General features: G+C 69.6%; 26 protein-coding genes. 20 read left to right on the forward strand and 6 right to left on the reverse strand.

Going from position 1 to position 26,207, the window contains the following annotated elements:
- Window positions 1–39: 39 nt before the first annotated feature.
- The 7 genes from accB to RHOOR92_RS0103310 all read left to right on the forward strand — a co-directional run bounded on the left by accB (window position 40) and on the right by RHOOR92_RS0103310 (window position 6,842).
- Window positions 40–498, forward strand: a complete 459-nt coding sequence (accB, locus tag RHOOR92_RS0103280) for an acetyl-CoA carboxylase biotin carboxyl carrier protein (RefSeq protein ID WP_015446611.1) — start codon at window positions 40–42, stop codon at window positions 496–498.
- Between the two features lie 10 nt (window positions 499–508).
- The gene (gene accC / locus RHOOR92_RS0103285; protein ID WP_007514140.1) at window positions 509–1,876 is read left to right on the forward strand and encodes an acetyl-CoA carboxylase biotin carboxylase subunit; all 1,368 of its coding nucleotides are present in this window, start codon (window positions 509–511) and stop codon (window positions 1,874–1,876) included.
- 82 nt (window positions 1,877–1,958) lie between these two features.
- A complete protein-coding gene (gene prmA, locus RHOOR92_RS0103290; RefSeq protein ID WP_027489576.1) occupies window positions 1,959–2,858 on the forward strand; it encodes a 50S ribosomal protein L11 methyltransferase in 900 nt (299 codons plus the stop codon).
- A 107-nt stretch (window positions 2,859–2,965) separates the two neighbouring features.
- Window positions 2,966–3,823, forward strand: coding sequence for a zinc-ribbon and DUF3426 domain-containing protein (locus tag RHOOR92_RS0103295; RefSeq protein ID WP_027489577.1), 858 nt, complete (start codon window positions 2,966–2,968; stop codon window positions 3,821–3,823).
- A 162-nt stretch (window positions 3,824–3,985) separates the two neighbouring features.
- On the forward strand, window positions 3,986–4,303 hold the full coding sequence (locus RHOOR92_RS19905; RefSeq protein ID WP_231378311.1) for a helix-turn-helix domain-containing protein: 318 nt from the start codon (window positions 3,986–3,988) through the stop codon (window positions 4,301–4,303).
- A 67-nt stretch (window positions 4,304–4,370) separates the two neighbouring features.
- The gene (gene purH, locus RHOOR92_RS0103305) at window positions 4,371–5,981 is read left to right on the forward strand and encodes a bifunctional phosphoribosylaminoimidazolecarboxamide formyltransferase/IMP cyclohydrolase (protein ID WP_007514131.1); all 1,611 of its coding nucleotides are present in this window, start codon (window positions 4,371–4,373) and stop codon (window positions 5,979–5,981) included.
- A 150-nt stretch (window positions 5,982–6,131) separates the two neighbouring features.
- A complete protein-coding gene (locus RHOOR92_RS0103310; protein WP_007514129.1) occupies window positions 6,132–6,842 on the forward strand; it encodes a glutathione S-transferase in 711 nt (236 codons plus the stop codon).
- Between the two features lie 27 nt (window positions 6,843–6,869).
- On the opposite strand, the gene RHOOR92_RS19830 is transcribed toward RHOOR92_RS0103310, so the two are convergent.
- Window positions 6,870–7,406: a DUF2782 domain-containing protein gene (locus tag RHOOR92_RS19830; RefSeq protein WP_015446606.1), complete on the reverse strand. Its 537-nt coding sequence runs from the start codon at window positions 7,404–7,406 to the stop codon at window positions 6,870–6,872.
- 92 nt (window positions 7,407–7,498) lie between these two features.
- Between RHOOR92_RS19830 and polA the strand changes: the two genes are divergently transcribed.
- The 3 genes from polA (at window position 7,499) to uvrD (ending at window position 13,078) form a co-directional block, all read left to right on the forward strand.
- Window positions 7,499–10,249, forward strand: coding sequence for a DNA polymerase I (gene polA / locus RHOOR92_RS0103320; protein WP_007514124.1), 2,751 nt, complete (start codon window positions 7,499–7,501; stop codon window positions 10,247–10,249).
- 333 nt (window positions 10,250–10,582) lie between these two features.
- The gene (locus tag RHOOR92_RS0103325; RefSeq protein WP_007514121.1) at window positions 10,583–10,801 is read left to right on the forward strand and encodes a hypothetical protein; all 219 of its coding nucleotides are present in this window, start codon (window positions 10,583–10,585) and stop codon (window positions 10,799–10,801) included.
- A 72-nt stretch (window positions 10,802–10,873) separates the two neighbouring features.
- Window positions 10,874–13,078, forward strand: a complete 2,205-nt coding sequence (gene uvrD / locus RHOOR92_RS0103330) for a DNA helicase II (RefSeq protein ID WP_007514118.1) — start codon at window positions 10,874–10,876, stop codon at window positions 13,076–13,078.
- Between the two features lie 3 nt (window positions 13,079–13,081).
- Here the strand turns inward: uvrD and RHOOR92_RS0103335 are convergent, their stop codons facing one another.
- The 4 genes from RHOOR92_RS0103335 to RHOOR92_RS0103350 form a co-directional block, all read right to left on the reverse strand.
- Window positions 13,082–14,104, reverse strand: a complete 1,023-nt coding sequence (locus RHOOR92_RS0103335) for an alpha/beta hydrolase (protein ID WP_007514115.1) — start codon at window positions 14,102–14,104, stop codon at window positions 13,082–13,084.
- A gap of 162 nt (window positions 14,105–14,266) precedes the next feature.
- Window positions 14,267–15,520 (reverse strand): heme biosynthesis HemY N-terminal domain-containing protein, encoded by a 1,254-nt coding sequence (locus tag RHOOR92_RS0103340; protein WP_027484871.1) that lies wholly within the window; start codon window positions 15,518–15,520, stop codon window positions 14,267–14,269.
- A complete protein-coding gene (locus RHOOR92_RS0103345; protein ID WP_027489578.1) occupies window positions 15,517–16,665 on the reverse strand; it encodes a uroporphyrinogen-III C-methyltransferase in 1,149 nt (382 codons plus the stop codon). The genes RHOOR92_RS0103340 and RHOOR92_RS0103345 overlap by 4 nt, the downstream gene beginning before the upstream one ends.
- A 55-nt stretch (window positions 16,666–16,720) precedes the next feature.
- Window positions 16,721–17,491, reverse strand: a complete 771-nt coding sequence (locus tag RHOOR92_RS0103350; protein WP_027489579.1) for a uroporphyrinogen-III synthase — start codon at window positions 17,489–17,491, stop codon at window positions 16,721–16,723.
- An 89-nt stretch (window positions 17,492–17,580) separates the two neighbouring features.
- On the opposite strand from RHOOR92_RS0103350, the gene RHOOR92_RS0103355 reads away from it, so the two are divergent.
- The 3 genes from RHOOR92_RS0103355 (at window position 17,581) to RHOOR92_RS0103365 (ending at window position 19,050) form a co-directional block, all read left to right on the forward strand.
- Entirely contained in the window at window positions 17,581–18,054 is a 474-nt protein-coding gene (locus RHOOR92_RS0103355; protein WP_007513966.1) for a YiiD C-terminal domain-containing protein, read from the forward strand.
- A 58-nt stretch (window positions 18,055–18,112) separates the two neighbouring features.
- The gene (locus tag RHOOR92_RS0103360; protein WP_015446598.1) at window positions 18,113–18,526 is read left to right on the forward strand and encodes a hypothetical protein; all 414 of its coding nucleotides are present in this window, start codon (window positions 18,113–18,115) and stop codon (window positions 18,524–18,526) included.
- A gap of 77 nt (window positions 18,527–18,603) precedes the next feature.
- Window positions 18,604–19,050 carry a rhodanese-like domain-containing protein gene (locus tag RHOOR92_RS0103365; RefSeq protein WP_027489580.1) on the forward strand — a complete coding sequence of 149 codons (447 nt, stop codon included), beginning with the start codon at window positions 18,604–18,606 and terminating at the stop codon, window positions 19,048–19,050.
- 72 nt (window positions 19,051–19,122) lie between these two features.
- Here RHOOR92_RS0103365 and RHOOR92_RS0103370 read toward each other — a convergent pair whose 3' ends face one another.
- On the reverse strand, window positions 19,123–20,190 hold the full coding sequence (locus RHOOR92_RS0103370; protein ID WP_027489581.1) for a 2Fe-2S iron-sulfur cluster-binding protein: 1,068 nt from the start codon (window positions 20,188–20,190) through the stop codon (window positions 19,123–19,125).
- Window positions 20,191–20,244: 54 nt separating this feature from the next.
- Between RHOOR92_RS0103370 and RHOOR92_RS0103375 the strand changes: the two genes are divergently transcribed.
- The 7 genes from RHOOR92_RS0103375 to RHOOR92_RS19175 all read left to right on the forward strand — a co-directional run bounded on the left by RHOOR92_RS0103375 (window position 20,245) and on the right by RHOOR92_RS19175 (window position 26,169).
- Window positions 20,245–20,685: a hotdog fold thioesterase gene (locus RHOOR92_RS0103375; RefSeq protein WP_027489582.1), complete on the forward strand. Its 441-nt coding sequence runs from the start codon at window positions 20,245–20,247 to the stop codon at window positions 20,683–20,685.
- Window positions 20,682–21,626, forward strand: coding sequence for a serine/threonine protein kinase (locus tag RHOOR92_RS0103380; protein WP_027489583.1), 945 nt, complete (start codon window positions 20,682–20,684; stop codon window positions 21,624–21,626). Before RHOOR92_RS0103375 ends, RHOOR92_RS0103380 begins: the two co-directional genes overlap by 4 nt.
- Before the next feature lie 87 nt (window positions 21,627–21,713).
- Window positions 21,714–22,244, forward strand: coding sequence for a DUF1190 domain-containing protein (locus RHOOR92_RS0103385; RefSeq protein ID WP_027489584.1), 531 nt, complete (start codon window positions 21,714–21,716; stop codon window positions 22,242–22,244).
- Window positions 22,244–23,422 (forward strand): glutathionylspermidine synthase family protein, encoded by a 1,179-nt coding sequence (locus RHOOR92_RS0103390; RefSeq protein ID WP_027489585.1) that lies wholly within the window; start codon window positions 22,244–22,246, stop codon window positions 23,420–23,422. The genes RHOOR92_RS0103385 and RHOOR92_RS0103390 overlap by 1 nt, the downstream gene beginning before the upstream one ends.
- A 91-nt stretch (window positions 23,423–23,513) precedes the next feature.
- Window positions 23,514–23,948, forward strand: a complete 435-nt coding sequence (locus RHOOR92_RS0103395; RefSeq protein ID WP_027489586.1) for a hypothetical protein — start codon at window positions 23,514–23,516, stop codon at window positions 23,946–23,948.
- Window positions 23,949–24,106: 158 nt separating this feature from the next.
- Window positions 24,107–25,279 (forward strand): class I SAM-dependent rRNA methyltransferase, encoded by a 1,173-nt coding sequence (locus RHOOR92_RS0103400; RefSeq protein WP_027489587.1) that lies wholly within the window; start codon window positions 24,107–24,109, stop codon window positions 25,277–25,279.
- A 59-nt stretch (window positions 25,280–25,338) separates the two neighbouring features.
- The gene (locus RHOOR92_RS19175) at window positions 25,339–26,169 is read left to right on the forward strand and encodes an alpha/beta hydrolase (RefSeq protein ID WP_063107742.1); all 831 of its coding nucleotides are present in this window, start codon (window positions 25,339–25,341) and stop codon (window positions 26,167–26,169) included.
- Window positions 26,170–26,207: the final 38 nt, after the last annotated feature.

Below are 26,207 nucleotides of genomic sequence, written 5' to 3' on the forward strand. Positions count from 1 at the left end.
CCACCGCAGCGGTGGCCTGACTGACCAAAGGCTGATCCGATGGATTTGCGCAAAATCAAGAAGCTGATCGACTTGCTCGAGGAATCCAACCTCGCCGAACTGGAAATCAAGGAGGGTGAGGAGGTCGTGCGCCTGTCGCGCGTGCCGAAGAATGCCGCGCCGGTCGCCGCCGCACCGACCGTCGCGCCGATCGCGGTGGCCGCCGCCCCGGTCGCCGCTGCCGCGGCCGCAGCCGAGGCTCCGCCGGCGAACGCGCTGCCCGCCGGCCACGTGGTGAAGGCGCCGATGGTCGGCACCTTCTACGCCTCGGCCACCCCCGGCACGCCGGCCTTCGTCAAGGTCGGCCAGCAGGTCAAGGCCGGCGAGACGCTGGGCATCATCGAAGCGATGAAGATGTTCAACCAGATCGAGGCCGACGTGGCCGGCACCGTGCAGGCGATCCTGGTCGAGAACGGCCAGCCGGTGGAATTCGACGAACCCATGTTCGTGATTGCCTGAGGCCGCCCGGATGCTCGAGAAGGTCGTCATCGCCAACCGCGGCGAAATCGCGCTGCGCGTATTGCGCGCCTGCCACAGTCTGGGCATCAAGACCGTGGCGGTGCACTCCACCGTGGACCGCAACCTGAAGCACGTCGGCCTCGCCGACGAGTCGATCTGCATCGGCCCCGGGCCGTCAGTCGACAGCTACCTCAACATTCCGCGGATCATCGCGGCGGCCGAGATCACCGACGCCCAGGCGATCCACCCTGGCTACGGCTTCCTATCCGAGCGCGCCGACTTCGCCGAACAGGTCGAGCAGTCCGGCTTCGTCTTCATCGGCCCGACCGCCGAGGTGATTCGCCTGATGGGCGACAAGGTCGAGGCGATCCGCGCGATGAAGGCGGCCGGCGTGCCGTGCGTACCCGGCTCCGGCGGCCCGCTCGGCGAGGACGTCGACGCCAACATCAAGATCGCCCGCGAGATCGGCTACCCGGTGATCATCAAGGCCGCCGGCGGCGGCGGCGGCCGCGGCATGCGCGTGGTGCGCACCGAGGCCCATCTGGGCAATTCCATCGTGATGACCAAGCAGGAGGCCAAGGCGGCCTTCGGCAACGACCAAGTGTACATGGAGAAATTCCTGGAGAATCCGCGCCACGTGGAGGTCCAGGTACTGGCCGACGGCCAGGGCAACGCGATCCACCTGGGCGAGCGCGACTGCTCGATGCAGCGCCGTCACCAGAAGGTGGTGGAAGAAGCGCCGGCGCCGGGCATCACGCCCGAGCAGCGCGCGGCGATCGGCAAGGTCTGCGTCGACGCCTGCCTGCGCATCGGCTACCGCGGCGCCGGCACCTTCGAGTTCCTGTTCGAGAACGGCCGCTTCTACTTCATCGAGATGAACACCCGCATCCAGGTCGAGCACCCGGTGACCGAGTTCATCACCGGCGTGGATCTGGTGCGCGAGCAGCTCTTGATCGCCGGCGGCGAGAAGCTGTCGATCCGCCAGGAGGACATCAAGATCACCGGCCACGCGATCGAGTGCCGCATCAACGCCGAGGATCCGGACACGTTCCTGCCCAGCCCCGGCACGGTGAAGCGCTTCGAGGCGCCCGGCGGCCCCGGCGTGCGGGTGGACACGCATCTCTACGACGGCTACCGCATCCCGCCGAACTACGACTCGATGATCGGCAAGCTGATCGTGCACGGCCCCGACCGCGACACCGCGATCGCGCGCATGCGCCTGGCACTGGCCGAGACGGTGATCGAGGGCGTCAAGTGCAACATCCCGCTGCAGCAGCGGATCATGGCCGACGTCGGCTTCCAGCACGGCGGGCAGAACATCCACTACCTCGAAAAGCGGATGGCCGAGCAGAAAGAGAAAGCCGCCGCCGGCACCTGACCTCTCTGTGGGAGCGCACCCTTTGCGCGATGCTCTTCGATCGCGCACAGAGTGCGCTCCCACGGCCTATCGAATACGCCTCATGCCATTCCTCGAACTCTCCCTGGTCGTTCGCACCGAACAGCAGCCCCGCGCGGAAGAAGCGCTGGACGACCTCGGCGCGCTGTCGATCACGCTGCGCGACGCCGACGCGGAGACGCCGGACGAGCAAGCGATCTTCGAGCCCGGCGTGGGCGAGCTGCCGCTGTGGCCGACGATCACGCTGAACGCGCTGTTCGACGAACACGTCGACCGGCGCGGCCTCGCCGCCGCGCTGGGCGAACTGCTGCCGTGGCTCGAACCCGACCAGCTGAACTTCGCCGAGGTCGCCGACCAGGACTGGGAGCGCGCGTGGATGGACCAGTTCAAGCCGATGCCGTTCGGCCGGCGGCTGTGGATCTATCCGTGGAACATCGAGCCACCCATCGATGACGAGCGCGTCGTCGTGCGGCTCGACCCGGGCCTGGCTTTCGGCAGCGGCACCCACCCGACCACCGCGCTGTGCCTGGAATGGCTGGACGGCCTGGACCTCGCCGGCAAGACCCTCACCGACTACGGCTGCGGCTCCGGCATACTGGCGATCGCCGCGCTGAAGCTCGGCGCGGCCAGTGCGGTCGGCGTCGACAACGACCCGCAGGCGCTCATCGCCTCACGCGACAACGCCGAGCGCAACGGCGTGGCCGAGCGCCTCGCGCTGTTCCTGCCAGAGGATCACGTGGTCGAGGCCGCGGACGTGTTCATCGCCAACATCCTCGCCGGCCCGCTCGGCACATTGGCGCCCCGCTTCGCTGCCGCCGCGAAGCCCGGCGCACCGTTCGCCATCTCCGGCATCCTCGCCGGCCAGCAGGACGAACTGCTGGCGCGCTATGCCGAGTGGTTCGACGAACTGCACGTGGACACGCGCGGGGACTGGGTGCGCATCAGCGGTCGGCGCCGCGGCTGAGCGCGCGCGCCGGCTCCCGCGCCGGGGTCGCGGCGACTTCAGGCAGGCCCTGAAGCCGCCGCGACCACCCTGCTAAGCTTGCCGCGTATCGATCCGCAACGGCCCGCATGTATACCCAGTGTCCCGAATGCCTGTCCGTGTTTTCGCTCGACGCGCAGACGCTGGCGCAGGCGCACGGCCACGTCGTGTGCGGGCACTGCGAAGCCGGCTTCGACAGTCTCGCCACACTCGCCGAGCAGCTCCCGCCGGAGCCCTTTGTCGAGCTGCCGCTCAACCAGCCCGCGCTGCAGCCGCCACGGCTCGACCTGGTGGTCTATCGCCCGCGCCCTGGCCCGCCGGCAGTCGTCGCCGACGAGATGGTCGTGGCCGCCGCACCGCGGCCGCCCGTCGGGGATTTTTCGCAACTGGTCTTCGCCCCGCGTTTCGCCCGCGAGCTGCGCACGCACCAGCACGAACGGGCAGCCCGACGCAACCGGCGGCAGCCGCGCTCGTCCGGCGAGCGACACTGGCCGTGGATCATGGCATGCCTGTTGCTCACCCTGCTGCTGGCCGTCCAGCTGGCCTGGGCCGAGCGCGACGAACTGATCCGCCAGCCGCTCGTGAACCATTGGCTGCGCGGCAGCTGTGCCATGCTCGGCTGCGAACTGCCGCTGGTCGCCGCGCCGCAGCAGTTGCGCCTGCTGGCCAGCAACGTGCAGGCCCATCCCAGCGTCGCCGGCGCGCTGATGATCAGCGCCAGCGTGCGCAACGACGCCGGCTTCGCCCAGCCCTGGCCGGTGCTGGCGATCACCTTGTCGAATGCCCAGGGCCAGCGCATCGCGATGCGCCGGTTGCAGCCGGCGGAGTACCTGGACGACGACGCGGTCCTGCGCCAAGGCCTGGCGCCCGGCGGCAGCGCCGTGCTGCTGCTGGAGGTGGAAGATCCGGGCGACAACGCGGTGGCGTTCGAGATCGGTTTCGAATAATGGCGCCTGCGGTACTTAAAATTGTCGGCTCGCGCGGGTAGACTCGACCCCTCGCGCCGACATGTCCGACGGCATGCGATAGACGCCGCGACGCGCAAGACCAGCCATAACCATGAGCAGCGACCGATGCAGTCGCCGCTTCGCACGTGAGGGAAAATGTCCGTGAATGCCGTAAGACTGCCTGCTGCCGAGGCCGCGAAACAGGCCTCGTTGCAGGGCACGGGTTCGCCTGGCGCCAGCCTTCAGGGGCAGAGTGCGCTGAGCGAATGCGTCACCCGCATGGTGCGCCGCTACCTTGCCGACATCGGCGACACCGAATGCGCCGAAGGACTGCACGCGCTGGTGCTGCACGAAGTCGAAGTGCCGCTGCTGCGCGAGGTGCTGGCGTTCCACGACGGCAACCAGAGCCGCGCCGCCGGCGCGCTCGGCATCAACCGCGCCACCTTGCGCAAGAAGCTGGCTGCGCACGGCCTGTTGTAACCCGCCCGAAGCCGCCCATCATCCGGACGGCTATAATGAGCGGCTTTCCCCTCCTGGTAACCCGCTCATGTCCGCCCCCCAGCTCGTCCCGGTTCGTCGCGCCCTGCTCAGTGTCTCCGACAAGACCGGGCTGATCGAGCTGGGCCGACGCCTCGCCGCGAAGGGCATCGAGCTGCTTTCCACCGGCGGCAGCGCGAAGGCGTTGCGCGAAGCCGGCATCGCGGTCACCGAGGTCAGCGACCTCACCGGTTTTCCCGAGATCATGGACGGCCGCGTGAAGACGCTGCACCCGAAGGTGCATGGCGGCCTGCTCGGCCGCCGCGGCACCGACGACCAGGTGATGGCCGGACTCGGCATCGTGCCGATCGATCTGCTGGTGCTGAACCTGTACCCGTTCGAGGCGACCGTGGCCATGCCCGATTGCACGCTGGAGCAGGCGATCGAGAACATCGACATCGGTGGCCCGGCGATGCTGCGCTCGGCGGCGAAGAACTGGAACGATGTGGGCGTGCTGACCTCGCCGGATCAGTACGAGAACGCCCTGGCCGAGATCGAAAGCCAGGGCGGCCTCACCCGCGCCACCCGCTTCAAGCTGGCGGTGGCCGCATTCAACAACGTGTCCAGCTACGACGGCGCGATCAGCGACTACCTGTCCGGGTTGGAACTCAACGATGCGCAGGACGCCATCGCCGGCCATGCCGCGTTCCCCGGCCAGGTCAACGGCCGCTTCGTGAAGCTGCTAGACCTGCGCTACGGCGAGAACCCGCACCAGCAGGCCGCGTTCTATCGCGACCTGTATCCGGCGCCGGGCACGCTGGCCACCTTCCGCCAGCTGCAGGGCAAGGAGCTGTCGTTCAACAACATCGCCGATGCCGATGCGGCATGGGAGTGCGTGCGCAGCTTCGTCAAGCCGGCCTGCGTGATCGTCAAGCACGCCAACCCCTGCGGCGTGGCGGTGAGCATGGACGGCATCGGCAAGGCGTATGAGCTCGCCTTCCAGACCGATCCCACCTCCGCCTTCGGCGGCATCATCGCGTTCAACCGCGAGGTGGACGGTGCCACCGCGAAAGCGATCGTCGAGCGCCAGTTCGTCGAGGTGGTGCTGGCGCCGGCCTACGCGGACGACGCGCTGAAGGCGTTCCACAAGAAGGGCAACGTGCGCGTGCTGGCGATCCCGCTGCCGGCCGACGGCGACCTGCGCACCGCCCACCCCGGCATGCACTCCAAGCGCGTGGGTTCGGGCCTGCTGCTGCAGAGCGCCGACACCGGCATGATCGCCGCGGCGGACCTGAAGGTCGTCACCCGCAAGGCGCCCACCGAGGCGCAGATCCACGACCTGATCTTCGCCTGGAAGGTGGCCAAATTCGTCAAGTCCAACGCGATCGTCTACGCGAAGGATCGCCAGACCATCGGCATCGGCGCCGGCCAGATGAGCCGCGTCTACAGCGCGAAGATCGCCGGCATCAAGGCCGCCGACGAGAAGCTCGACGTGCGCGGCTCGGTGATGGCCAGCGACGCGTTCTTCCCGTTCCGCGACGGCATCGACGCCGCCGCCGCGGCGGGCATCAGCGCGGTGATCCAGCCCGGCGGCTCGATGCGCGACGCCGAGGTGATCGCCGCCGCTGACGAGCACGGCATGGCGATGGTGTTCACCGGCATGCGCCACTTCCGCCACTGATATCGCGCGCCCCCAATGCAGGAGCCCGCCCGCGGGCGATGCCGTTGCTTTTGCGGATCCCGGCTTTCAGGGCATCGCCCACGAGCGGACTCCTACACGCCCCGTAGAAGTCGTGCGTGCCAGCATCGGATCCAGTCCGGGGAAACGGCCATGCGCTACGAGCTCTACTACTGGACCGGCATCCAGGGCCGCGGCGAGTTCGTGCGGCTGGCGCTGGAAGACGCCGGCGCCAGCTACGTCGATGTGGCCCGCGAGGAGGGCGACGACGCCATCGTGCGCTACCTCGACGGCGTGCACGAGGGTGCGCTGCCGTTCGCGCCGCCGTTCCTCAAGGCCGGCCGCCTGCTGATCGCGCAGACCGCAAACATCCTGCAGTATCTTGGCCCGCCGCTCGGCCTGGTGCCGGAAAGCGAGAGTCGGCGGCTGTACGCCCACCAGCTGCAGCTGACCATCGCCGACCTGGTCGCCGAGGTGCACGACTCGCATCACCCGATCGCCAGCAGCCTGTACTACGAGGACCAGCGCGTCGAGGCGCGCCGTCGCGCGGCTGACCTGCGCGAAACACGGCTGCCGAAATACCTGGACTATTTCGAGCAGGTGCTGGAACGCGGCGGCGGCGAGCATGCCCTGCATGGGCACTCCTACGTCGACCTTTCGCTGTTCCAGCTGATCAGCGGGCTGGAATATGCGTACCCGCGCGCCATGCAACGCCTCGCGCACAAGCTGCCGCTGCTGCAGGCGTTGAAACAGCGGGTGGCCGGGCGGCCACGCCTGGCGGCCTACCTGGCGTCGCCGCGACGGGTGCCGTTCAACGAAAACGGCATCTTCCGCCACTATCCGGAACTGGACGACCCGGCGTAGACGGGGCCGGGGTCGCGCGGCGATGGCTCAGTGGCCGCCGTCGGCCGGAGGCGTCCCGCTCGAACCCTCCGCCGGCGGCCGGCTCTTGCCCCACTCCAGCACCTTGTACATCACCGGCCCTACCGGCTTCATGCCGTGCTCGTCGACCAGCCGGCCCTGCGGATCGACCATGTAGGTCTGCGCGATGCCGCTCTTGGGGGTGATCACCACCATGTAGACGCGGCCGTTGCGGCGGTATTCCTGGATGCTGTTGTCGCCTTCCTGGCGGATCCGTACTTCCGGCGGCGCCTGGTCCCGGCCAGCCTGCACGCTGCCTTCGTCGTGCATCGCCGGCAGCGTCTGCGGCTTCAGGTTCAGCGACTGGGCGGACGGCGACGTCGCCGCACGGGTCGCGCGATGTCCGGCCGCCGGCTTGGCGGGTGGTCGCGCCGGCGACTCCACGGTCCGCACGCCCGGGTCGTCGATCCCGGGCGGCGGCGGCACGCTCGCCGATGGGGCGGACTGCGCCAGTGCGCTCGACGTGAACAGGACGCTGGCGGCAACCAGCAAGGCAGCGGTTTTCATGGCGGCAACCTCGTTCGGGGAACGCAGCATAACAGCGCCCTCGCCGGCCGTTCGTGAAGCGCGGCGTTTCGCCGTGCATGCGAGAATGCCGCATGCCCAAACTCATCCTGATCGACGGCTCCTCCTACCTGTACCGCGCGTTCCACGCGCTGCCGCCGCTTTCCAACGCCCGCGGCGAGGCCACCGGTGCGCTGTTCGGCGTGGTCAACATGCTGCGCGCCACGCTGAAGGCGAAGCCGGACTACCTGGCCTTCGTCAGCGATGCCCCGGGCCCCACCTTCCGCGACGCGCTGTACGCCCAGTACAAGGCGAACCGCCCGCCGATGCCGGACGACCTGCGCTCCCAGGTCGAGCCGATGCTGGCGATCGTGGCCGCGCTGGGTTTCCCGATCCTGCGCGTGGGGGGGGTCGAAGCCGACGACGTGATCGGCACGCTGGCCCTGCAGGCACAGGCGCAGGGCATCGAAGTGGAGGTTTCCACCAGCGACAAGGACATGGCCCAGCTGGTCGGTTCGCACGTCACCTTGGTCAACACCATGAGCAACACGGTGCTGGACAGCGCCGGCGTGATGGAAAAATTCGGCGTGATGCCGGCGCAGATCATCGACTTCCTCGCACTCACCGGCGACGCCATCGACAACATCCCCGGCGTGCCCAAGTGCGGCCCGAAGACCGCCGCCAGGTGGCTGGGCGAATACGGCTCGCTGGACGGCGTAATCGCACATGCCGACCGCATCGGCGGCAAGATCGGCGAAAGCCTGCGCGCCACGCTGCCGCAGCTGCCGCTGTCGCGCCAGCTGGCGACGATCAAGACCGACGTACCGCTGGAGTTCGGCCCCACCGACCTGGCCCGGCGCGAGGCCGACGTCGAACAGCTGCGCGAGCTGTACACCCGCTACGAGTTCAAGGCGGCGCTGAAGGAGCTGGATTCCGCGGCGGAACCTGCAGGAGCGCACCCTGTGCACGACGCTCTTCGCGCCGAACAGCATCAGAGCCATCGCGTACAGGGTGCGCTCCTGCAGACGGAATTTTCCGGCCCCGGCGAATACGAGCTGGTCACCACGCAGGCACGGTTCGACGCCTGGCTGGAAGAATTGCGCGGCGCCGAGCTGATCGCGTTCGACACCGAGACCACCAGCCTCGATGCGATGCGCGCGGACATCGTGGGCCTGAGCTTCGCGGTGGAGCTGGGCCGGGCCTGCTACCTCCCGCTCGGCCACGACTATCCCGGCGTGCCACCGCAGCTCGACCGCGACGACGTGCTGCGTGCGCTCAAACCGATCTTCGAGGACGCCACGCGGCCCAAGCTGGGCCAGCACGCGAAGTACGACATCAACATCCTGTCGCATTACGGCATCGCGGTGCAGGGGCTGAAGCACGACTCGATGCTGGAATCCTACGTGTGGAACGCCACCGCCACGCGCCACGACATGGACTCGCTGGCGAAGAAGTACCTCGGCTACGACACGGTGAAGTACGAGGACGTCGCCGGCAAGGGCGCCCGGCAGATCTCGTTCTCGCAGGTGGAGCTGGACACCGCCTGCCGCTACGCCGCCGAGGACGCCGACGTCACCCTGCGCCTGCACCACGCGCTGTGGCCGAAGCTGGAGAGCGTGCCCGCGCTGCGCCGCGTGTACGAGGAGATCGAGATCCCGCTGGTGCCGGTGCTGGCCGAGATGGAACGCCGCGGCGTGCTGATCGACGGCGACGAGCTGCGCCGGCAGAGCCAGCAGCTGGGCAGGCGCATGCTGGAACTGCAGCAGCAGTCGTATGCGCTGGCCGGGCGCGAGTTCAACCTCGATTCGCCCAAGCAGCTGCAGGCGGTGCTGTTCGACGAACTGCACCTCGAAGCGAAACTGAAGACGCCGACCGGCCAGCCGTCCACCAACGAGGAAGCGCTGGAAGCGATCGCCGACACCCACGAACTGCCGCGGCTGATCCTCGACTACCGCGGCCTGGCCAAGCTGCGCAGCACGTACACCGACAAGCTCTCCGCCATCGTCAACCCGCGCACCGGCCGCGTGCACACCAGCTACCACCAGGGTTCGGTGGCCACCGGGCGGATTTCTTCGTCCGATCCGAACCTGCAGAACATCCCGGTGCGCACCGAGGAAGGTCGGCGCATCCGCCAGGCCTTCATCGCGCCGCCGGGATGGCGGGTGATGGCGGCGGATTACTCACAGATCGAGCTGCGCATCATGGCCCACCTGTCCGGCGACGAGGGCCTGCTCAAGGCCTTCCGCGAGGGCGGCGACGTGCACCGCGCCACCGCCGCCGAGGTGTTCGGCCTGAAACCGGAAGAGGTCAGCGCCAACCAGCGCCGCGCCGCCAAGGCGATCAACTTCGGCCTGATGTACGGCATGAGCGCATTCGGCCTGGCGCGCCAGCTCGGCGTGGACCGCGCCGAGGCCGGCGACTACATGGCGCGCTACTTCGCCCGTTACCCCGGCGTGCACGCGTTCATGGAAGCGACCCGTGAACGCGCCCACCACGACGGCTACGTGGAGACCATCTTCGGCCGCCGGCTGTACCTGGAGAACCTCAACGCGCGCAACCAGGCACTGCGCCAGGGCGCCGAACGCGCCGCGGTGAACGCGCCGATGCAGGGCAGCGCCGCCGACATCATCAAGCGCGCGATGATCGCCGTGGCGGCGTGGCTGAAAGACCGCGACGATGCCCACATGCTGATGCAGGTGCACGACGAACTGGTGTTCGAGGTGCGCGCCGACGCGGTCGACACGGTGCGCACGGCGGTGGTCGCGCGAATGTCCGGCGCGGCGGAACTGGCGGTGCCGCTGCTGGTCGACGTGGGCGTGGGTGCGAACTGGGACGAGGCGCATTGAGATCGTCGGCCGACGGTCGCCTTCATACGCAACAACGACTTGGCCGTTAAGGTTTCATGAGCATGAACCGCTTATGAATTTCTTCGGAAACCCTGCAACTTTTTCGGCAAATCACGCACTAACTCCACGGATGCACGCAACGGCATCCGCGGCGAGCCCACCTCCCTGGGCCGCCACAGGCGCGAACCTCTCCCCTGGGTCTTCGCGCCTGCCCCCGCCCCGGAGGCTCCCCCTAGCCTCCGGGGCTTTTTTTGCCCGCGATCCGTGCGGCTTGTACATCCCATGCACGGCGGCACCGGGCATACTCGCCCCACATCCATCACGGGGAACACCATGCGCGCAGGCCTGATCATTGTTGGCATCATCCTCGTCGCCGCCGGCATCTGGGTGGTGGCGGGCCATGCCTCCTACCAGGATACCGACACCCTGCTGCAGGTCGGCTCGGCCAGGATCACCGCCACCCACGAGAAGGGCGTACCGCAATGGATCGGCATCGCCGGCATCGTGGTCGGCGCGCTGCTGGCGGTCGGCGGCTTCCTGCAGAAGCGCTGAGCCGCACCGCTGCCACCCCGAAAACCGCCGCCGCCGCGGCGGTTTTTGTTGGCGCCCACTACAATGGGCGCGATGGATGTCTCGTACCTGATCGACCCGCTCAACGCCGCCCAACGCGAAGCCGTCTGCGCCCCGCCCGGCCATTACCTGGTACTGGCCGGCGCCGGCTCCGGCAAGACCCGCGTGCTCACCCACCGCATCGGCTGGCTGACCCAGGCCGAGCGGGTACCGCCGTGGGCGATCCTCGCCGTCACCTTCACCAACAAGGCCGCCGGCGAGATGCGTGCGCGGCTGGAGGCGCTGATTCCCGGCGGTACCCAGGGCCTCACCGTCGGCACCTTCCACGGCATCGCGCACCGGCTGCTGCGGCGACACTGGCGCGAGGCCGGCTTGCCGGAGGCGTTCCAGATCCTCGACGCCGACGACCAGCTGCGACTGGTCAAGCGCGTGATCGCCGGACTGGGCCTGGACGACGCGAAGTATCCGCCGCGCCAGGCCTGCTGGCAGATCAACCAGTGGAAGGACGAGGGCAAGCGGCCGGACAGCATCGAGCACCGCGACCATCCGGTCACGCACACTTTCGTGCGCATCTACCAGGCCTACGAGGACGCCTGCCGCCGCGCCGGCCTGGTCGACTTCGGCGAGCTGCTGCTGCGCGCGCACGAGCTGTGGCTGAAGCATCCGGCCGTGCTGGAGCACTACCAGCAGCGCTGGCGGCACCTGCTGATCGACGAATTCCAGGACACCAACACGCTGCAGTACGCGTGGATCCGCGTGCTCGCCGGCGCCACCGGGAAAGTCTTCGCGGTCGGCGACGACGACCAGTCGATCTACGGCTGGCGCGGCGCCAAGGTCGAGAACATGGCCCAGTTCCTGCGCGACTTCCCCGGCGCGCACACGATCAAGCTGGAACAGAACTACCGCTCCACCTCGACTATCCTGAAGGCCGCCAACAGCGTGATCCAGCGCAACGGCAGCCGCCTCGGCAAGCAGTTGTGGACGGCCGGCGACGACGGCGAGCGCATCGCGCTGTACGCCGCCTACAACGAGCAGGACGAGGCGCGCTTCGTGGTGGAGCGCATCCGCGAGTACATCGACGAGCAGGGCTCGGCGAAGGACTGCGCGATCCTGTACCGCTCCAACGCGCAGTCACGCAACTTCGAGGAGCAGCTGGCCCAGCGCAACATCGGCTACCGCGTCTACGGCGGCCAGCGCTTCTTCGAGCGCGCCGAAGTCAAGGACGCGCTGGCCTACCTGCGGCTCACCGCCAATCGCCACGACGACACCGCGTTCGAGCGCGCGGTGAACACGCCGCCGCGCGGCATCGGCGAGCGCACGCTGGACGTGCTGCGCCGCCGCGCCCGCGGCGAGAACACCTCGCTGTGGGAAGCGGCACTCGGCGAACTGGCCGGCGGCAGCGAGCTGGCCGGCCGCGCGAAGAACGCGGTGAAGGCGTTCCTCGGCATGATCGACGCCATGGCCCATGCTTTCCAGCCGTCCACGCCCAATGGCGAAAAGGACGCGCTCACCCTGGCCGAACAGATCGACCACGCGATCACCCACACCGGCCTGCGCGATTTCTATGAGAAAGATTCGCGCGGCAACGCCGAGTCGCGGGTGGAGAACCTGGACGAGCTGATCAACGTGGCCAGCCGCTTTGAGCGCACCGCCGAGGACATCGACGCGGGGCTCGGCGAACTCTCCGCGTTCCTGTCGCATGCCACCCTGGAAGCGGGCGAGAACCAGGGCGAGGCGTGGGATGACTGCGTGCAGCTGATGACGCTGCACTCGGCCAAGGGGCTGGAATTTCCGGTGGTGTTCCTGGTCGGCATGGAGGAAGGCCTGTTCCCCAGCCAGCGCTCGGTCGACGACGAAGGCCGGCTGGAAGAGGAACGCCGGCTCGCCTACGTCGGCATCACCCGCGCCCGCGAGAAACTCATCGTCACCCACGCCGAATCGCGCCGCATGCACGGCACCGAGATGCTGGCGCGGCCATCGCGCTTCCTCGGCGAAATGCCCGCCGAGCTGATCGACGAGGTGCGCCCGCGCGTGCACGTCACCCGCCCGCTGTACACCGGCCGGCCGCACGAGGTCGCGCCGTCGCTGGAGGAAGCGCTGCCGGTGAAACTCGGCCAGCGCGTCAGCCACCCCAGCTTCGGCGAAGGCGTGGTGATCAGCGCCGAAGGCAGCGGCGCGCACACGCGGCTGCAGGTGAACTTCGAAGGCGCCGGCAGCAAGTGGCTGGTGGCCGCCTACGCGAACCTCACGCCGCTGTAGCCGTCAGCCGCGCTTCGCCGCGAGCTGCTGCAGCACCCGCACGACCGCATCGGCCACCGCTTGCGGCCGGTCCAGCTCGATGTCGTGCGAGGTATCGGCCACCTTGCGCAGTTCACCGCGGGTCGAACTCGCCACGATGCGCTGCTGGGTCGCATCGCGCGCTGCCTCCAGCGACTTGCGCATGCCCGCCGGCGCGTCGGCATAGGTGCCCGCGGCCTGCAGCACCACCAGCGGGATGTCGCCGTGCGATTCGCTCGCCGGCACCGGCGGCGCGAACACCGACACGTTCTGCGCCAGCTCCGAACGCAGGGTGTGCCAGAACGCCGGCTGCAGCTTGTGCGCGTGATTGGCCGCCGCCACGGCGGGGCTTTCCCATGGCGCCGGCGCGCCGATGCACGGCGCCAGCGCCGGTACCGGTTTGGCCAGGGCGCCCCGCTCGGCGCCCTGCTCGCAGCTGGCGATGAACGCATCGCGCTGCCGGTTCAGCGTCGCATCATCCTTCAGCCACGGCGCCGGCATGAAACGGCCCAGGTCCTGCGCGGGCGGATCGACCAGCACCATGCCGGCGACCTCGCCGGCATACTCGCTGGCGTAGCGGCGCACGATGTTGCTGCCCAGCGAATGCCCCACCAGCACCAGCGGCGCCTGCAGGCCTACCGCGCGGATCAGCGCGTGCAGGTCGGCCACGTCGGCGTCGAGACCGCGCGGCAGCGGGCCAGCGTCGCTGAAACCGTAACCCGCGCGGTCGTAGGAACACACCCGCGCGTGCGCCGCCAGCAGCGGCTGTACGCGGAACCAGCTCTGCGAGTCGGCATGCGAGCCGGACTCCAGCAATACCGTCACCGGCCCGCTGCCGCTGCAGCGCAGGTCGAGATGGCGTTTCTGGCCGATGGCGACACGCTGGCCCGGCCTGGCGTAGTTGTCTGGCGTGGTCGGCGGCGCGGACGACTCGGCCATGGCGGAAGTAGCTATCAACAGGCCGGCCAGGAAGACCGTGCCCAGGCGTCCGATCCGTACGTGTTCCATGCGCTGCTCCGGTGGAGGTCGGGCATGGGACCGGCATGGCGGATGGAAGTTCGCGGTCCTTACGGCGGCAGTGCTGCCTGCGGCCCGCGACGGTTCGAGCTCCCGACAGCCGAGCAAGGGTCGGCATCCCTCATGGGAATCACGCGAAACCAAGCATCTCGCTTACTCACGCATCCGCGGCACCCCATGCTCGTCGCGCTCCTCCAACGCGATGGCAGTGGTGTCGATCACGCCACTGGCCTGGCCTGACGGTGGGCGCACGGTTTCACCGCGCATCATGGCAAACGCGTTGCGATAGCAGCGCTGCGACTGTTCGGCATCGCCTTGTCCGGCCGAGGCGTCGCCGAGTGTTTCCCACGCACCGGCACTCGGCGCCAGGGCGAGCGAGCGCTGCAGGTACTGCCGCGCCTTGCCCCACAGCTTCAGCCGCACGCACATGCGGCCGAGCGTGAGCAGCAGGGTGGCGTCGTTCGGGTGCGCGTCGAGCCAGCCTTCGGCACGGCGCAGGCGCGCCTCGACGTCGTCGCCGGCCAGGGTGCCGTAGGTTTCGATCAAGAGCGGCGACCATTCCCGGCGCAGCGCGGATTCCACTTCGTCCATCGCCGGCAGGGTCAGGCCGAACGTGGCGGCGCGACGGGCGTAGGCGTCGATCACCGCGGGCACGCGGCGCTGCGTCTTCGGCAGTTGCGACCACAAGGTGTTGAGGCCGGCGCCATCCGCAGCGGCGTTGAGGGTGGCAACCAGCACCTGCACTTCCAGCGCGGCATAGGCGCGGTTGCCCAGCGCACCGCTCTTCTGCAGGGGCGCCAGGCCCTCGCGCGCGCGCCGGACATCGCCGCTCGCCAGCGCCGCCTGCACCAACTCGCGCCAGCCGCCCGGGGTCAGCGTGCCCTTGTCCGATTCAGGCGCGAGCAGCGCCAACGCCTCGGCCGGCCGGCCCTCGCGGCGCAGCACGCGGGCACGCAGCACGCGGGCCGCCTGCGGTGCGGATTGCGCGGCCTGGTTCAAGGCTTCCAGCGCGCGGCCATGCTCGCCGCGGCGCGCGGCGGCCTCGGCCGCGGCCAGCAGGGCCGGGCCGCGCAGGCTGTCCAGCCGCGCGGCGCGGTTGAGGTCGCGCTCGGCGTCGCCATGGCGGCCTTCCATCAGGGCGATCAGGCCGGCGCCCAGACGCTGCTGGCTCAGCCGCCGATGCCGCCGCGAGAACGCGCCGAACGGCCAGCGTGCCAGTCGCCACAATACCGTGATCAACGCCCACGCCAGCAGCAGGATGACCAGCGCCGCGACCACCGTGGTCTCCACCCGCCAGCCGCGCAGGCGCAGCAGCACGTAGCCCGGATCCTCGGCCACCCAGTGCCAGCCGAACGCGGCCAGCGCGGCGGCGACGACCAGCAGGCCGATGGCGTACCACAGCCTCATGGCCGGGCTCCGCCGCTCGGCGCGGAGCCGCCCGGGGCGGGACTGAGCGCGTGCACCGCGCGCAGGTTGCGCAGTTCGCCCAGCGCGGCGCCCAGTTGCACCGGCGCGTTCGCCGGCAACTGGCTGGCGAGCTGCCGCAAGGCCTCACGTGCCTGCTGCACCGCTGGCGCGTGGCCGTCGAACTGGCTGGCCAGCGCGGCATCGACGCGCTGCAACGCGGCCGCATAGCCCTTGGCGTCATGAGCCAGCAACGCGGCCTGCGCCTGCGCCAGGTCGAGCGCGGCCAGTTCGCGCGCGAAGCGCGCATCGGCGACCGCCAGCGGCGCGCCGTCGTCGCGCTGCACGCTGACCACGCCGGTGAGCGCGCGGCGGATGCGCGACCAGGCGTCGGTGGCCTCGGTCGCGCCGCTGTCGAGCGGCTTCAGCGGCAGCGTGGCGAGTGCCCCGCGCAGCGCCACCAGCTGCTGCAGCGCACCGGCCTGGCTGGCCGGCTGGCTCTTCACCAGCGCCTCGCGCTCGGCGTTGACGCTCTGGCGCAGGCTGCTGAACGCGCCGTCGTTGACCGCGGCCAGGGTCTGATCGGCCAGCGCATACGCCGCGGCGGCACCCTGCGCGTCATGGAACAGCGTGTAGCGTTCGCCGGCCATGCGCAGCAGCGATTCGGCCTCGCCCAGCAGCATGCCGTCGCGGCCGCTCAGGCTCTTCTCGGCGAGCTTGGCCACCGCGTCCTCGAGATGACGCGTGCGCTCGGCCTGGCCGAGCAGCTCCTCACGCAGCGAACGGTTGACCTGGGCCGCGTCGTCCAGCCGCTGGTTCAGGCTGCCGCGCTGGTCATCCAGCGCGGTCAGCGTGGTTTCCAGCGTGGCCACGCGCTGCTGCAGGCTGGCGACGTTCCGCTGCTCGGCGGCGCCGCCCTGCGCCTGCTGCCACTGGCGCCAGCCGACGTAGCCGGCGGCTGCCACCGCGAGCAGCGCCAGCAGCACCGCCAGCGCCACGCTGCCGCCGCCGCGACGCGGCGCGGGTTGCGCCGGAGCCGCACGGGAGGCGCGCATGGGTGGATCGACCGGCAGCGCGCCGGTGGCGGCGGGATCGGGACGGGCGCCCTCGGGCGCGGCGGACGCGTTCGGCTGGTCGACGTTGCTCATGCGCGCATGCTAGCAGCCCGTACCGGCGCGTTCGTAGCACGCCGGCGTGAACGGCTCAGCCCGCGCGGGCCGCCGCATCGAGCAGGTCGGCGGAAAGCGCCGACGCAGCCGGCACGATGCGGGCGAAGCCGGCCGCGCGCGCCGCCGTCGCCAGCCGCTCGCTGCTGGCCACCGCGATCGCCGCGCACAGCCGCGTCCACGCCGCCGCCGGCAGCGACTGCTGCAGGTGGTGCAGCGCCTCGGCGCTGGACAGCAGCACCCGCGCCGAACTCGGCAACCGCAGCAACGCCTCGACATGACGCCGGTCCAGCCGCGGCGGCAGCCGCCGGTAGACATGCACTTCCTGCAATTGCGCACCGCGTGCGGCGAGCTGTTCGCGCAGCACGCCGCGGCCGCCGGGCGCGCCGATCAGCGCCACCCGGCGACCGTGCAGTTCGCGCAATCCGGGATGGTCGAGCAGGCCCTCGCTGTCCTGCCGCTGCGGCGCCAGCGGCGTGGCGATGCCGTGCCGGCGCAAGGCCCGCGCGGTGCCCTGGCCCACCGCCAGCACCGCGGCCTTGGTCCGCAGCGGCAACAAGGCGGCGGCGTGGCGCACCGCGGCCGGACTGGTGAAGACGATCAGCTCCGCCGCCAGCGCCACGCGCAGGTCACGGCGCGCGGCCACGGTATCCGCCACGCTGCGCAGGCTCAGGCCTGGCAGCAGCAGCGGCGCCCCGCCGAGCGCGCGCACCCGGCGCGCCAGCGCCGACGCGGTGCCGGCCGGGCGGGTGATCACCACGGTGCGGCCGCGCAGGTTCGGCTGGTCTCGGGAGGGTTGTCGCTGCATCTGCGCACCGCGTCCGGCCACTGTCATGGCCCCAGTGTAGCGGCGGCCCTACACTGTCTGGCTTTCCTTCCCCAGCAACCGCCGACCACGTGAGCACCACCGACGACGCCACGCTGCACGCGCAGCAGCTGATCCGCTTCATCCGCGACGAAATCCCGCTGGCCCGGGCGATGGACCTGCAGCTGGCCGATTGCAGCGACGACCGCCTGAGTCTGCGCGCGCCCTTGGCGCCGAACGTCAACGACAAGGGCTGCGCGTTCGGCGGCAGCCTGGTCAGCCTGATGACGCTGAGCGGCTGGGCGCTGGTGGAGCTGGCGCTGCGCCGGCGCAGCCTCGACTGCGACGTGTTCGTCGCCGAGTCGAGCGTGCGCTACCTGGTTCCGCTGTGGCAGGACTTCCGCAGCGAGGCACGACTGGCCGCCGAGGCCGACTGGGCCACGTTCTTCAGCACACTCGAGGCTCGCGGCAAGGCGCGCATCGGCGTCGATTGCGTGGTCCCCGACCAGCACGGCGCGCCGGCCTGCACCCTGAGCGCGCGCTTCGTCGCCAAGCGCCGCGGCTGAAGTGGCGCGCGCCCGCTTGAGGCAGAATGGGCAGGTATCCATCGGGGAGAAGTCATCCATGCGCCGTATCCTGAGCATTCTCGTCGTGCTGTCCGTGCTGCTGCTGACCGGCTGCGCCACCAAGGCCCGCAGCGACGCGTTGACCACCACGCTGAAGGCCTACGGCAGCACGCTGCGCTGGGGCGATTTCCAGAGCGCGGCGCAATTCATCGATCCGGCGGTGCGCGCCGCCCACCCGTTGACCCCGCTGCAGCTGGCGCGCTACCGGCAGGTGCGGGTGAGCGAGTACGACGACGGCGCCGGCCCGGTGCCGAGCGGCGACTTCGACGTGCAGCAGACCGTGCTGATTAACCTGGTCAATGTCCACACCCAGTCCGAGCGCAGCGTGGTCGATCACCAGAGCTGGCACTACGACGAGAAGACCAAGCGCTGGTGGCTGACCAGCGGCCTGCCGGACATCACCCAGGACTGAGCCGCGCACACCGCGACATATCCGTATAATCGCCGGTTTACCCGAACTGGTGCGGCCAAGGCACCTGTGGACTGACGATGAACGATTTCCTGCACAAGCTGCCCGAATTTGTCGGCAACCATGCCGCCTTGTCGGCCCTGTTCGTGATCCTGCTGCTGGCGCTGATCGTGATCCAGGTGAGCACGCTGTTCAGCAAGATCAAGGAGCTCAGCCCGGCCGGGCTGACCCTGCTGATCAACCGCGAGAACCCGCTGCTGATCGACCTGTCGGCGATCGCCGAGTTCGAGAAGATGCACGTGCCCGGCGCCCGCCACGTGGCAATGAGCCAGTTCGACCCCGAACACAAGGACCTGGCCAAGGCGAAGGAACTGCCGGTGGTGGTGATGGACAAGGACGGCCGCGGCCATTCGCTGAAGGCGTCGCAGCGCCTGGTCAAGGCCGGCTTCGGCAAAGTCTACATGCTGGGTGGCGGCGTGCTGGCCTGGCACGCGGCGCAATTGCCGGTGGCCAAGGGCAACCGGTAGGAGCGCGCTGGCGCGCGATGCTCTCCCGATTCCCGATTCCCGGCTCGAAAGCATCGCCCACAAAGTGGGCTCCTACAGTGGCAGGTCGTGGATGCCGGCGCGCCCGGCGATGATCGCCGCCAGCACGTCCGGCGCGTACTCGAACGAGTCGTAGTACAGCCGCTCCTCCGGCAGCCCGGCGGCGAGGAACCCAGGATGCGCGGCGTCGATCATCGCCGGCGGGCCGCTCATGTAGAGGTCGTGGCCGGCGAGGTCGGGCTGGTCCGCCAGCACCGCCTCGTGCACCAGCCCCGTGCGCAGGCCTTCGGCCAGTGCGGGGTGGGAGACCACGGCGTGGAACGCCAGGTTCGGCACCTCGCGCGCCCATTGCTCGGCCAGTGCGCGCAGGTACAGGTCGGCCGCGCTGCGCGCGCCCCAGTACAGCCGCATCGGCCGGCGTGTGCCCAGCGCGATGAAGTGCTCGACGATCGCCTTGACCGGGGCGAAGCCGGTGCCACCGGCCATGAAGATCATCGGCCGCTCGGAATCCTCGCGCGGCACGAAGGTGCCCAACGGCCCCTCCACGCGCAGGCGGTCGCCGACCCCGAGCACGTCGTTGACCCACGAGGTGAAGCCGCCACCGGCGACGTGGCGCACGTGCAGTTCGATCGAACCGTCCCGCTGCGGGCCGTTGGCGATCGAGAACGGCCGGCGCCGCCCGTCCTCCAGCAGCACGTCCAGGTACTGCCCCGGCAGTCGCCGCAGTCGGCGTTCGCCGCGATCCGGCTGCAGGCGCAGGCCGATCACGTCCGCCGCCAGCCGCCACTTGTCGGCCACCACCACGCCGAGCTGGCGCCGCGCGATGTCCTCCACCGAGGCCACCTCACGCGCCTCCAGCAGCAGGTCGCCGCACGGCACCGCCTGGCACGGCAGCACCGCGTGATGCGCCAGCGCGCCGGCATCCAGCGCCAGCGGCGGATTGCGCGGATACTCGCAGCGCCCTTCCAGCAGGGTCGCCTTGCAGCTGCCGCAGACGCCGGCGCGACAGGAATACGGCAATGCCACGCCCGCGCGCTGCGCCGCTTCCAGCACGGTCTCGCCGATGGCCACGGGGAACTGGCGGCCGGAGGATTTCAGGGTAACGATGGGCACCGGGTGCATTGTCGCGGCGAACGCGGCAGACAACAATGCGGACCCGCTTTACGGGAATCAACGATGAGCCTCTGGAAACAACCCACCGACCTGGCCCGCCTCAACGGCTGGAGCGCCAACACGCTGATGGAGGCGCTGGGCATCCGCATCACCGCGGTCGGCGACGACTGGCTGGCCGGCAGCATGCCGGTGGACGCGCGCACCCACCAGCCCTACGGCCTGCTGCATGGCGGCGCCTCGGTGGCACTGGCCGAGACCCTGGGCAGCACCGCAGCGATGCTCACGCTGGACCCGGCGAAGGAACTGGCGGTGGGCCTGGACATCAACGCCAACCATGTGCGCGGCGTGCGCGAGGGCAGCGTCACCGGCACCGCGAAGGCGCTGCATCTCGGCCGCACCACCCAGGTGTGGGAGATCCGCATCGAGAGCGAGCAGGGCGCGCTGGTGTGCATCGCACGCCTGACCATGGCGGTGATCCAGGCGCGCGGCATGGGCGTGCGTTGAACGCCGCGCCGTACGCCAGCCTCAGCCCCGACCTGGTGCTCGACGCGGTGAGCGCCTGCGGCCTGTGGCCGGACGGCCGGCTGCTGGCGCTGAACAGCTACGAGAACCGGGTGTGGCAGGTGGGGATCGAAGACGCTGCGCCGGTGATCGCGAAGTTCTACCGGCCCTGCCGCTGGAGCGATGCGGCGATCGTCGAGGAGCACGCGTTCACCCAGGAACTGGCCGACGCCGAGCTGCCGGTGGTGGCGCCGCTCGCCTTCGATGGCCGCACCCTGCTGCACCACGGCGGCTTCCGCTACGCGTTGACGCCGCGTCGCGGCGGCCGCGCGCCGGAGCTGGAAGCGATTGATCAACTGCAGTGGCTGGGCCGGCTGATCGCGCGCCTGCACCTGATCGGCGCGCGTGCGCCGTTCGTCCATCGCGGCAGGCTCGACCGCGACACGATGGTGCAGCAGCCGATGCTTGCGGTGCTCGCCTCGTCGCTGTTGCCGACCGCGCTGCAGACGAACTACCGCGCCGCCGCGACGCGGCTGGACGAAGCGATCGCTGCCCGGCTGGAAGCGCTCGGCCCGCTGCGCCAGCTGCGCCTGCACGGCGACTGCCATCCGGGCAACGTGCTGTGGACCGACGCCGGCCCGCACTTCGTCGATTTCGATGATGCGCGCAGCGGCCCCGCCGTGCAGGATCTGTGGATGCTCGCCAACGACGAGCGCGCGCTGGACGCCGTGCTCGAGGGCTACCGGCAGTTCCGCGATTTCGACGACGGCGAGCTGGCGCTGATCCCGGCACTGCGCGCGATGCGCCAGCTGCACTACGCCGGCTGGATCGCCGCGCGCTGGCACGACCCGGCCTTCCCCGCCGCGTTCCCGTTCGCCGCCGAACCGCGCTGGTGGGAACAGCACGTCGCCGACCTGCACGAACTGGCCGACGCGCTGGCCTGAAGACCCGCCGCGGCAGGCGGCCGCAAGAACTTTCTTCCGCGCACGCAAGCAGGCATGCTTGGCCGGATACCCTCGACCGAGCATTCCATGAAGCGATCCAAGACCGCCGCCCTGCTGCTGATGAGCACGGCCCCGCTGCTGCTGACCGCCTGCGACCGCAACCAGTCGCGCGAAGGCCTGTACACCTCGGTCGAGGCCTGCGTGGCGCAGACCAACGACAGCAACACCTGCCAGCAGGCATTCGCCAAGGCGCAGCAGGACGCGGTGGCCACCGCGCCGCGCTTCGCCAACCGCGAGGCATGCGAAGCCAGCTACGGCAAGGAAAAGTGCGCCGAACGCAATGACGGCGCCAGCCATTCGTTCTTCGGCCCGCTGATGACCGGCTTCTTCCTGTCGCAGATGATGCGCAACGGCGTGGCCGCGAACGGCTTCAACAGCGCACCGGCGTTCCGCGACAGCAACGGCGGCTGGCAGCGCCCGGCCACCGGCACCGGCGGCGTCTACCGCGGCGGCGCCGGTACCGCGACGGTGCCGGTCAACGCCACACCGAACCGCGCGGTCACGGTCAGCCGTTCCGGCTTCGGCACGTCCGGCAGCAGCCGCAGTTTCGGCGGCTGATGCGCCGCGTCGCCACGGCCGCGCGCCCCGACTGGCGCGCCAAGGCCGCCGAGTGCGGCTTCGGCTTCCACACCATCGACGATGCGCCGTACTGGGACGAGTCGGCGTACTACGCGTTCACCCTGCGCGAGATCGAGCAGGACCTCGAGGCGCCCAGCGAAGAGCTGCACGCGATGGCGCTGGAGATGGTCGATCGCATCGTCGGCAGCGAACGGCACATGCAGCAGTTGGCGATCCCGGAGCCGTACCGCGACTGGATCGCGCAGAGCTGGCGCGAGCGCCAGCCGCACCTGTACGGTCGCATGGACTTCGCCTACGACGGCAGCGGCCCGGCCAAGCTCTACGAATTGAACTACGACACGCCGACCTCGCTGTTCGAGGCCGCGTTCTTCCAGTGGCAGTGGCTGGAGGACCAGCTCGCCCGCGGCGTGCTGCCGGCCGGCAGCGACCAGTTCAACTCGATCTACGAATCCCTGGTGGAAGCGTTCGGCACGATCGCGCGCGGCATCGCGCGGCCGTTCCATTTCGCCGCGGTGCGCGACTCGACGGAAGACCAGGGCACAGTCGCCTACTTGCGCGACTGCGCGCTGCAGGCCGGCATCGACTGCGGGCTGTTGGCGATCGAGGACATCGGCATTTCCGAAGACGGCCGCTTCACCGACCTCGACGACCAGGTGATCGGCTGCCTGTTCAAGCTGTACCCGCTGGAAGACCTGTTCCGCGAATCGTTCGGCAGTTACCTGCCGCGTGCCGGGTTGCAGCTGATCGAGCCGCCGTGGAAGGCGCTGCTGAGCAACAAGGGCATCCTGCCGCTGTTGTGGGAAGCGCACCCAGGCCACCCGAACCTGCTGCCGGCCGAGTTCGACACCGGCGGTGAGTTGCCGCGCGGCTGGGTGCGCAAACCGCTGCACTCGCGCGAGGGCGCCAACATCGCGATGCATCTGGCCGACGGCCGCGAGCTTGCCACCGACGGCCCCTACCACGGCCCGTGCATCCGCCAGGCCTGCCATCCGCTGCCCGATTTCGACGGCCACCATCCGCTGGTCGGCAGCTGGCTGGTCGGCGACCGCGCATGCGGCATCGGCATCCGCGAGGACCGCTCGCTGATCACCCAGGACAGCGCCCGCTTCGTGCCGCATGCGATCGTTGAGGAAGCGCGCGGCGTGCTGATCGCCTGAGCCGCACGCCTGCGCGGAAAACCGCGACTCCGCGCAAACCGCTCCGGCACGGCTCGGCTAAGCTTGCGTCTTTTCCCGCACAAGGCCTCGCATGCGCACCATCCTGTTCCGCCTGATCGGCGTCCTCGAAATCGCCGGCGGCTTCTACGGCGTGGCGGCGATGCTGCGCCGCCTGCTGCCGTTCGGCGCGCACGACAGCCTGGTCGCGCTGCTCGGCCTGGCGCTGTACGGTTTCGTGCTGGCCGCCGGCATCCAGCTGGTCGCCGGCAGCGAGCACGGCGTGCGCCTGTCGCGCTGGGCACAGCTGCTGCAGCTGCCGCTGATCGCGCTGCCGGTGTTCAGCTACGGCCTGCACTGTGGCGCCTTCGTCAACGTGTTCGCCACCTTGCAGGCCGCCCCGCGGCTGGGCCTGGACTGGCACTTCGGCAGCCAGGGTTTCGTGCTCGCGGTCGCCGGCCCCTCCGTGTCGCGCCTGGGCATCAACCTGCTCGCGCTGCTCTCCTGGCTGGTCCTGCGCCTGCGCTGACGCTATCTGCTCCCTCCCCTGCGACTGAAGGAAGTCCCTTTGGGGCAACGCAGGAGAGGGTCGGGGCGGAGGGCTCCTGATCTTCTCCGCCAGCCCGAGCCGCCCTTCCCGCCCCCTGCCTCGCGGGGGAGGCGCAGGGCAGCAGCTATCATGCACGGATGAATACGCCTGCCGCGCTGCCCATCGTCCGCCTGAAATCCGATCGCAGCCCCGGTCATCCGTGGGTGTGGTCGGCACAAGTGCACAAGCCGGAGGCGAAGTTGCCGCCGGGCAGCCTGGTCGAGGCGCACGACGCGAGGGGCCGCTTCGTCGGCCGCGCATTCTGGAACGGCCACGCGCGCATCGCGTTGCGGCTGCTCGACACGCACCCGGACGCCAGCATCGACGCCGACTGGATCGCCGCGCGGATCGCCCGCGCGGTGCAGCTGCGCCGCGACTGGCTGCAGCTCGACGCCGTCAGCGACGCCTGGCGCGTGGTGCACAGCGAGGGCGACGATCTCTCCGGCCTGATCGTGGACCGCTACGCCGACGTCCTCGTCATCGAATACTTCGCCGCCGGCATGTGGCGTTTCCGCGAGGCGATCCACGCCGCCCTGCTCACCCACTTCCCCGGCGCGCAGCTGTACTGGTTCGCCGAATCGCACGTGCAGAAGCAGGAGTCGTTCGACTGCCGCAGCCCCGAGGTGCCCGCGCCGTTCGAGGTGCATGAGCACGGGCTGCGCTTCCACGCCGCGCCCGGACTGGGCCACAAGACCGGCTTCTTCGCCGACCAGCGCGACAACCGCAGGCGCTTCGCCGAACTGGCCAAGGGGCGCCGCGTGCTCGACCTGTGCTGCAACGCCGGTGGCTTTGCCGTGCACGCGATGGCGGCCGGCGCGCGCGAAGCGGTCGGCGTGGATCTGGATGCGGGCATCCTGGAAGTCGCCCGTGCCAACGCCGCCGCCAACGGCGTCGAGGTCAGCTTCGAGCAGTCCGACATCTTCGACTGGGTGCGCGCAGCAGTGGCGGGCGGCGAGCGCTACGACGCGGTGATCCTCGACCCGGCCAAGCTCACCCGCGACCGCAGCAAGGTGATGGACGCGCTGAAGAAATACTTCGCGATGAACCGCATGGCGCTGGACATCATCCCGCCCGGCGGCCTGCTGCTGACCTGCTCGTGCACCGGCCTGGTCGGCGAAGGCGAATTCCTGGAGATGCTGCGCCGGGTGGCGCTCAACGCCGGCCGCGAAATCCAGGTGCTGGAAGTGCGCGGCGCCGGCGCCGACCACCCGTTCCGCACCGACGTGCCGGAAGGGCGTTACCTGAAGGCGGTGTTCTGCCGGGTGGAGTGAATCCGCACCGCGGCAGATATCCCAACAGTTTCATCGAGGGATCAGATACACGCCAGGCCATGTGGATCCGCACGCTTCTCATCACGGTTGCAGCATGCATACCTGTCTACTTCGGTGCGGGGGCAAGTTTGTTGCGGTTCGGACTTGAGCCATTGGTGCTGCAACACTTTGATTCCTCAGCGCAGCCGAATGCACCACAGTTCCTGCGCATCAGCGGTGACGACGGCAATGCCATGTTGGTCCGACGCTACGGAGCCGCAAGGGTGGGTTGCGTCGTTTTCTTTCCCGGCCAGCACGGCATCATTCCCGTATACGAGCAGAATCTTTTCCCTGCGTTTTCTGCCCAAGGTATCGGCGTTCTGGCCGTCGCCTACCCGGGGCAGAATGGCGCTCCCGGCAAACCTCATCTGCCCGAGATTATGGAACTCGCCACTCGGGTAATTGCTTATGCCAAAGCCACTTGCCCGCATCACCGAGTCGTGGTCTATGGCCGCTCCCTGGGTTCCATGGTCGCCGCTTATGCCGCCGGAAAATCTCATCCCACCGGGCTCATCCTCGAGAGCACTGCACCCTCGTTCTCGTCGGCGATACGCCTCAGGTTAAACGCACGGTGGTATCTGGCGCCCTTGGCTCGGTTGCCGGTATCAAAGCTCGTTGCGCATGACTACTCGCTCGCTGAGGCACTGTCGAGCACGCACGATATGCCGGCCGTCATATTCCAGGGGACAGCGGATAGCGAGACTCCGCTCTCGGCTTTGCGAGCTGCGGGTGTGCTCGGCAACCTGCGACTTGTCGTGGTTCCAGGCGGGGTGCACTCAACCACAGACCTTCTGGCACGGGATCGGATCGTACAAACGACCTTAGCCATGTTTCAGACAGAACACACCTGACGCAATCAAGTGGATGCGCCTGCGGCACACCGCATGTT

The organism is Rhodanobacter sp. OR92, from assembly GCF_000427545.1.
GTDB classification, from domain to species: Bacteria; Pseudomonadota; Gammaproteobacteria; order Xanthomonadales; family Rhodanobacteraceae; genus Rhodanobacter; species Rhodanobacter denitrificans.

Coding starts and splice junctions, on each gene's coding strand:
- accB (WP_015446611.1), top strand. CDS start 40: ATGGATTTGCGCAAAATCAAGAAGCTGATCGACTTGCTCGAGGAATCC.
- accC (WP_007514140.1), top strand. CDS start 509: ATGCTCGAGAAGGTCGTCATCGCCAACCGCGGCGAAATCGCGCTGCGC.
- prmA (WP_027489576.1), top strand. CDS start 1,959: ATGCCATTCCTCGAACTCTCCCTGGTCGTTCGCACCGAACAGCAGCCC.
- RHOOR92_RS0103295 (WP_027489577.1), top strand. CDS start 2,966: ATGTATACCCAGTGTCCCGAATGCCTGTCCGTGTTTTCGCTCGACGCG.
- purH (WP_007514131.1), top strand. CDS start 4,371: ATGTCCGCCCCCCAGCTCGTCCCGGTTCGTCGCGCCCTGCTCAGTGTC.
- RHOOR92_RS0103310 (WP_007514129.1), top strand. CDS start 6,132: ATGCGCTACGAGCTCTACTACTGGACCGGCATCCAGGGCCGCGGCGAG.
- RHOOR92_RS19830 (WP_015446606.1), bottom strand. CDS start 7,406: ATGAAAACCGCTGCCTTGCTGGTTGCCGCCAGCGTCCTGTTCACGTCG.
- polA (WP_007514124.1), top strand. CDS start 7,499: ATGCCCAAACTCATCCTGATCGACGGCTCCTCCTACCTGTACCGCGCG.
- RHOOR92_RS0103325 (WP_007514121.1), top strand. CDS start 10,583: ATGCGCGCAGGCCTGATCATTGTTGGCATCATCCTCGTCGCCGCCGGC.
- uvrD (WP_007514118.1), top strand. CDS start 10,874: ATGGATGTCTCGTACCTGATCGACCCGCTCAACGCCGCCCAACGCGAA.
- RHOOR92_RS0103335 (WP_007514115.1), bottom strand. CDS start 14,104: ATGGAACACGTACGGATCGGACGCCTGGGCACGGTCTTCCTGGCCGGC.
- RHOOR92_RS0103340 (WP_027484871.1), bottom strand. CDS start 15,520: ATGAGGCTGTGGTACGCCATCGGCCTGCTGGTCGTCGCCGCCGCGCTG.
- RHOOR92_RS0103345 (WP_027489578.1), bottom strand. CDS start 16,665: ATGAGCAACGTCGACCAGCCGAACGCGTCCGCCGCGCCCGAGGGCGCC.
- RHOOR92_RS0103350 (WP_027489579.1), bottom strand. CDS start 17,491: ATGCAGCGACAACCCTCCCGAGACCAGCCGAACCTGCGCGGCCGCACC.
- RHOOR92_RS0103360 (WP_015446598.1), top strand. CDS start 18,113: ATGCGCCGTATCCTGAGCATTCTCGTCGTGCTGTCCGTGCTGCTGCTG.
- RHOOR92_RS0103365 (WP_027489580.1), top strand. CDS start 18,604: ATGAACGATTTCCTGCACAAGCTGCCCGAATTTGTCGGCAACCATGCC.
- RHOOR92_RS0103370 (WP_027489581.1), bottom strand. CDS start 20,190: ATGCACCCGGTGCCCATCGTTACCCTGAAATCCTCCGGCCGCCAGTTC.
- RHOOR92_RS0103375 (WP_027489582.1), top strand. CDS start 20,245: ATGAGCCTCTGGAAACAACCCACCGACCTGGCCCGCCTCAACGGCTGG.
- RHOOR92_RS0103385 (WP_027489584.1), top strand. CDS start 21,714: ATGAAGCGATCCAAGACCGCCGCCCTGCTGCTGATGAGCACGGCCCCG.
- RHOOR92_RS0103390 (WP_027489585.1), top strand. CDS start 22,244: ATGCGCCGCGTCGCCACGGCCGCGCGCCCCGACTGGCGCGCCAAGGCC.
- RHOOR92_RS0103395 (WP_027489586.1), top strand. CDS start 23,514: ATGCGCACCATCCTGTTCCGCCTGATCGGCGTCCTCGAAATCGCCGGC.
- RHOOR92_RS0103400 (WP_027489587.1), top strand. CDS start 24,107: ATGAATACGCCTGCCGCGCTGCCCATCGTCCGCCTGAAATCCGATCGC.
- RHOOR92_RS19175 (WP_063107742.1), top strand. CDS start 25,339: ATGTGGATCCGCACGCTTCTCATCACGGTTGCAGCATGCATACCTGTC.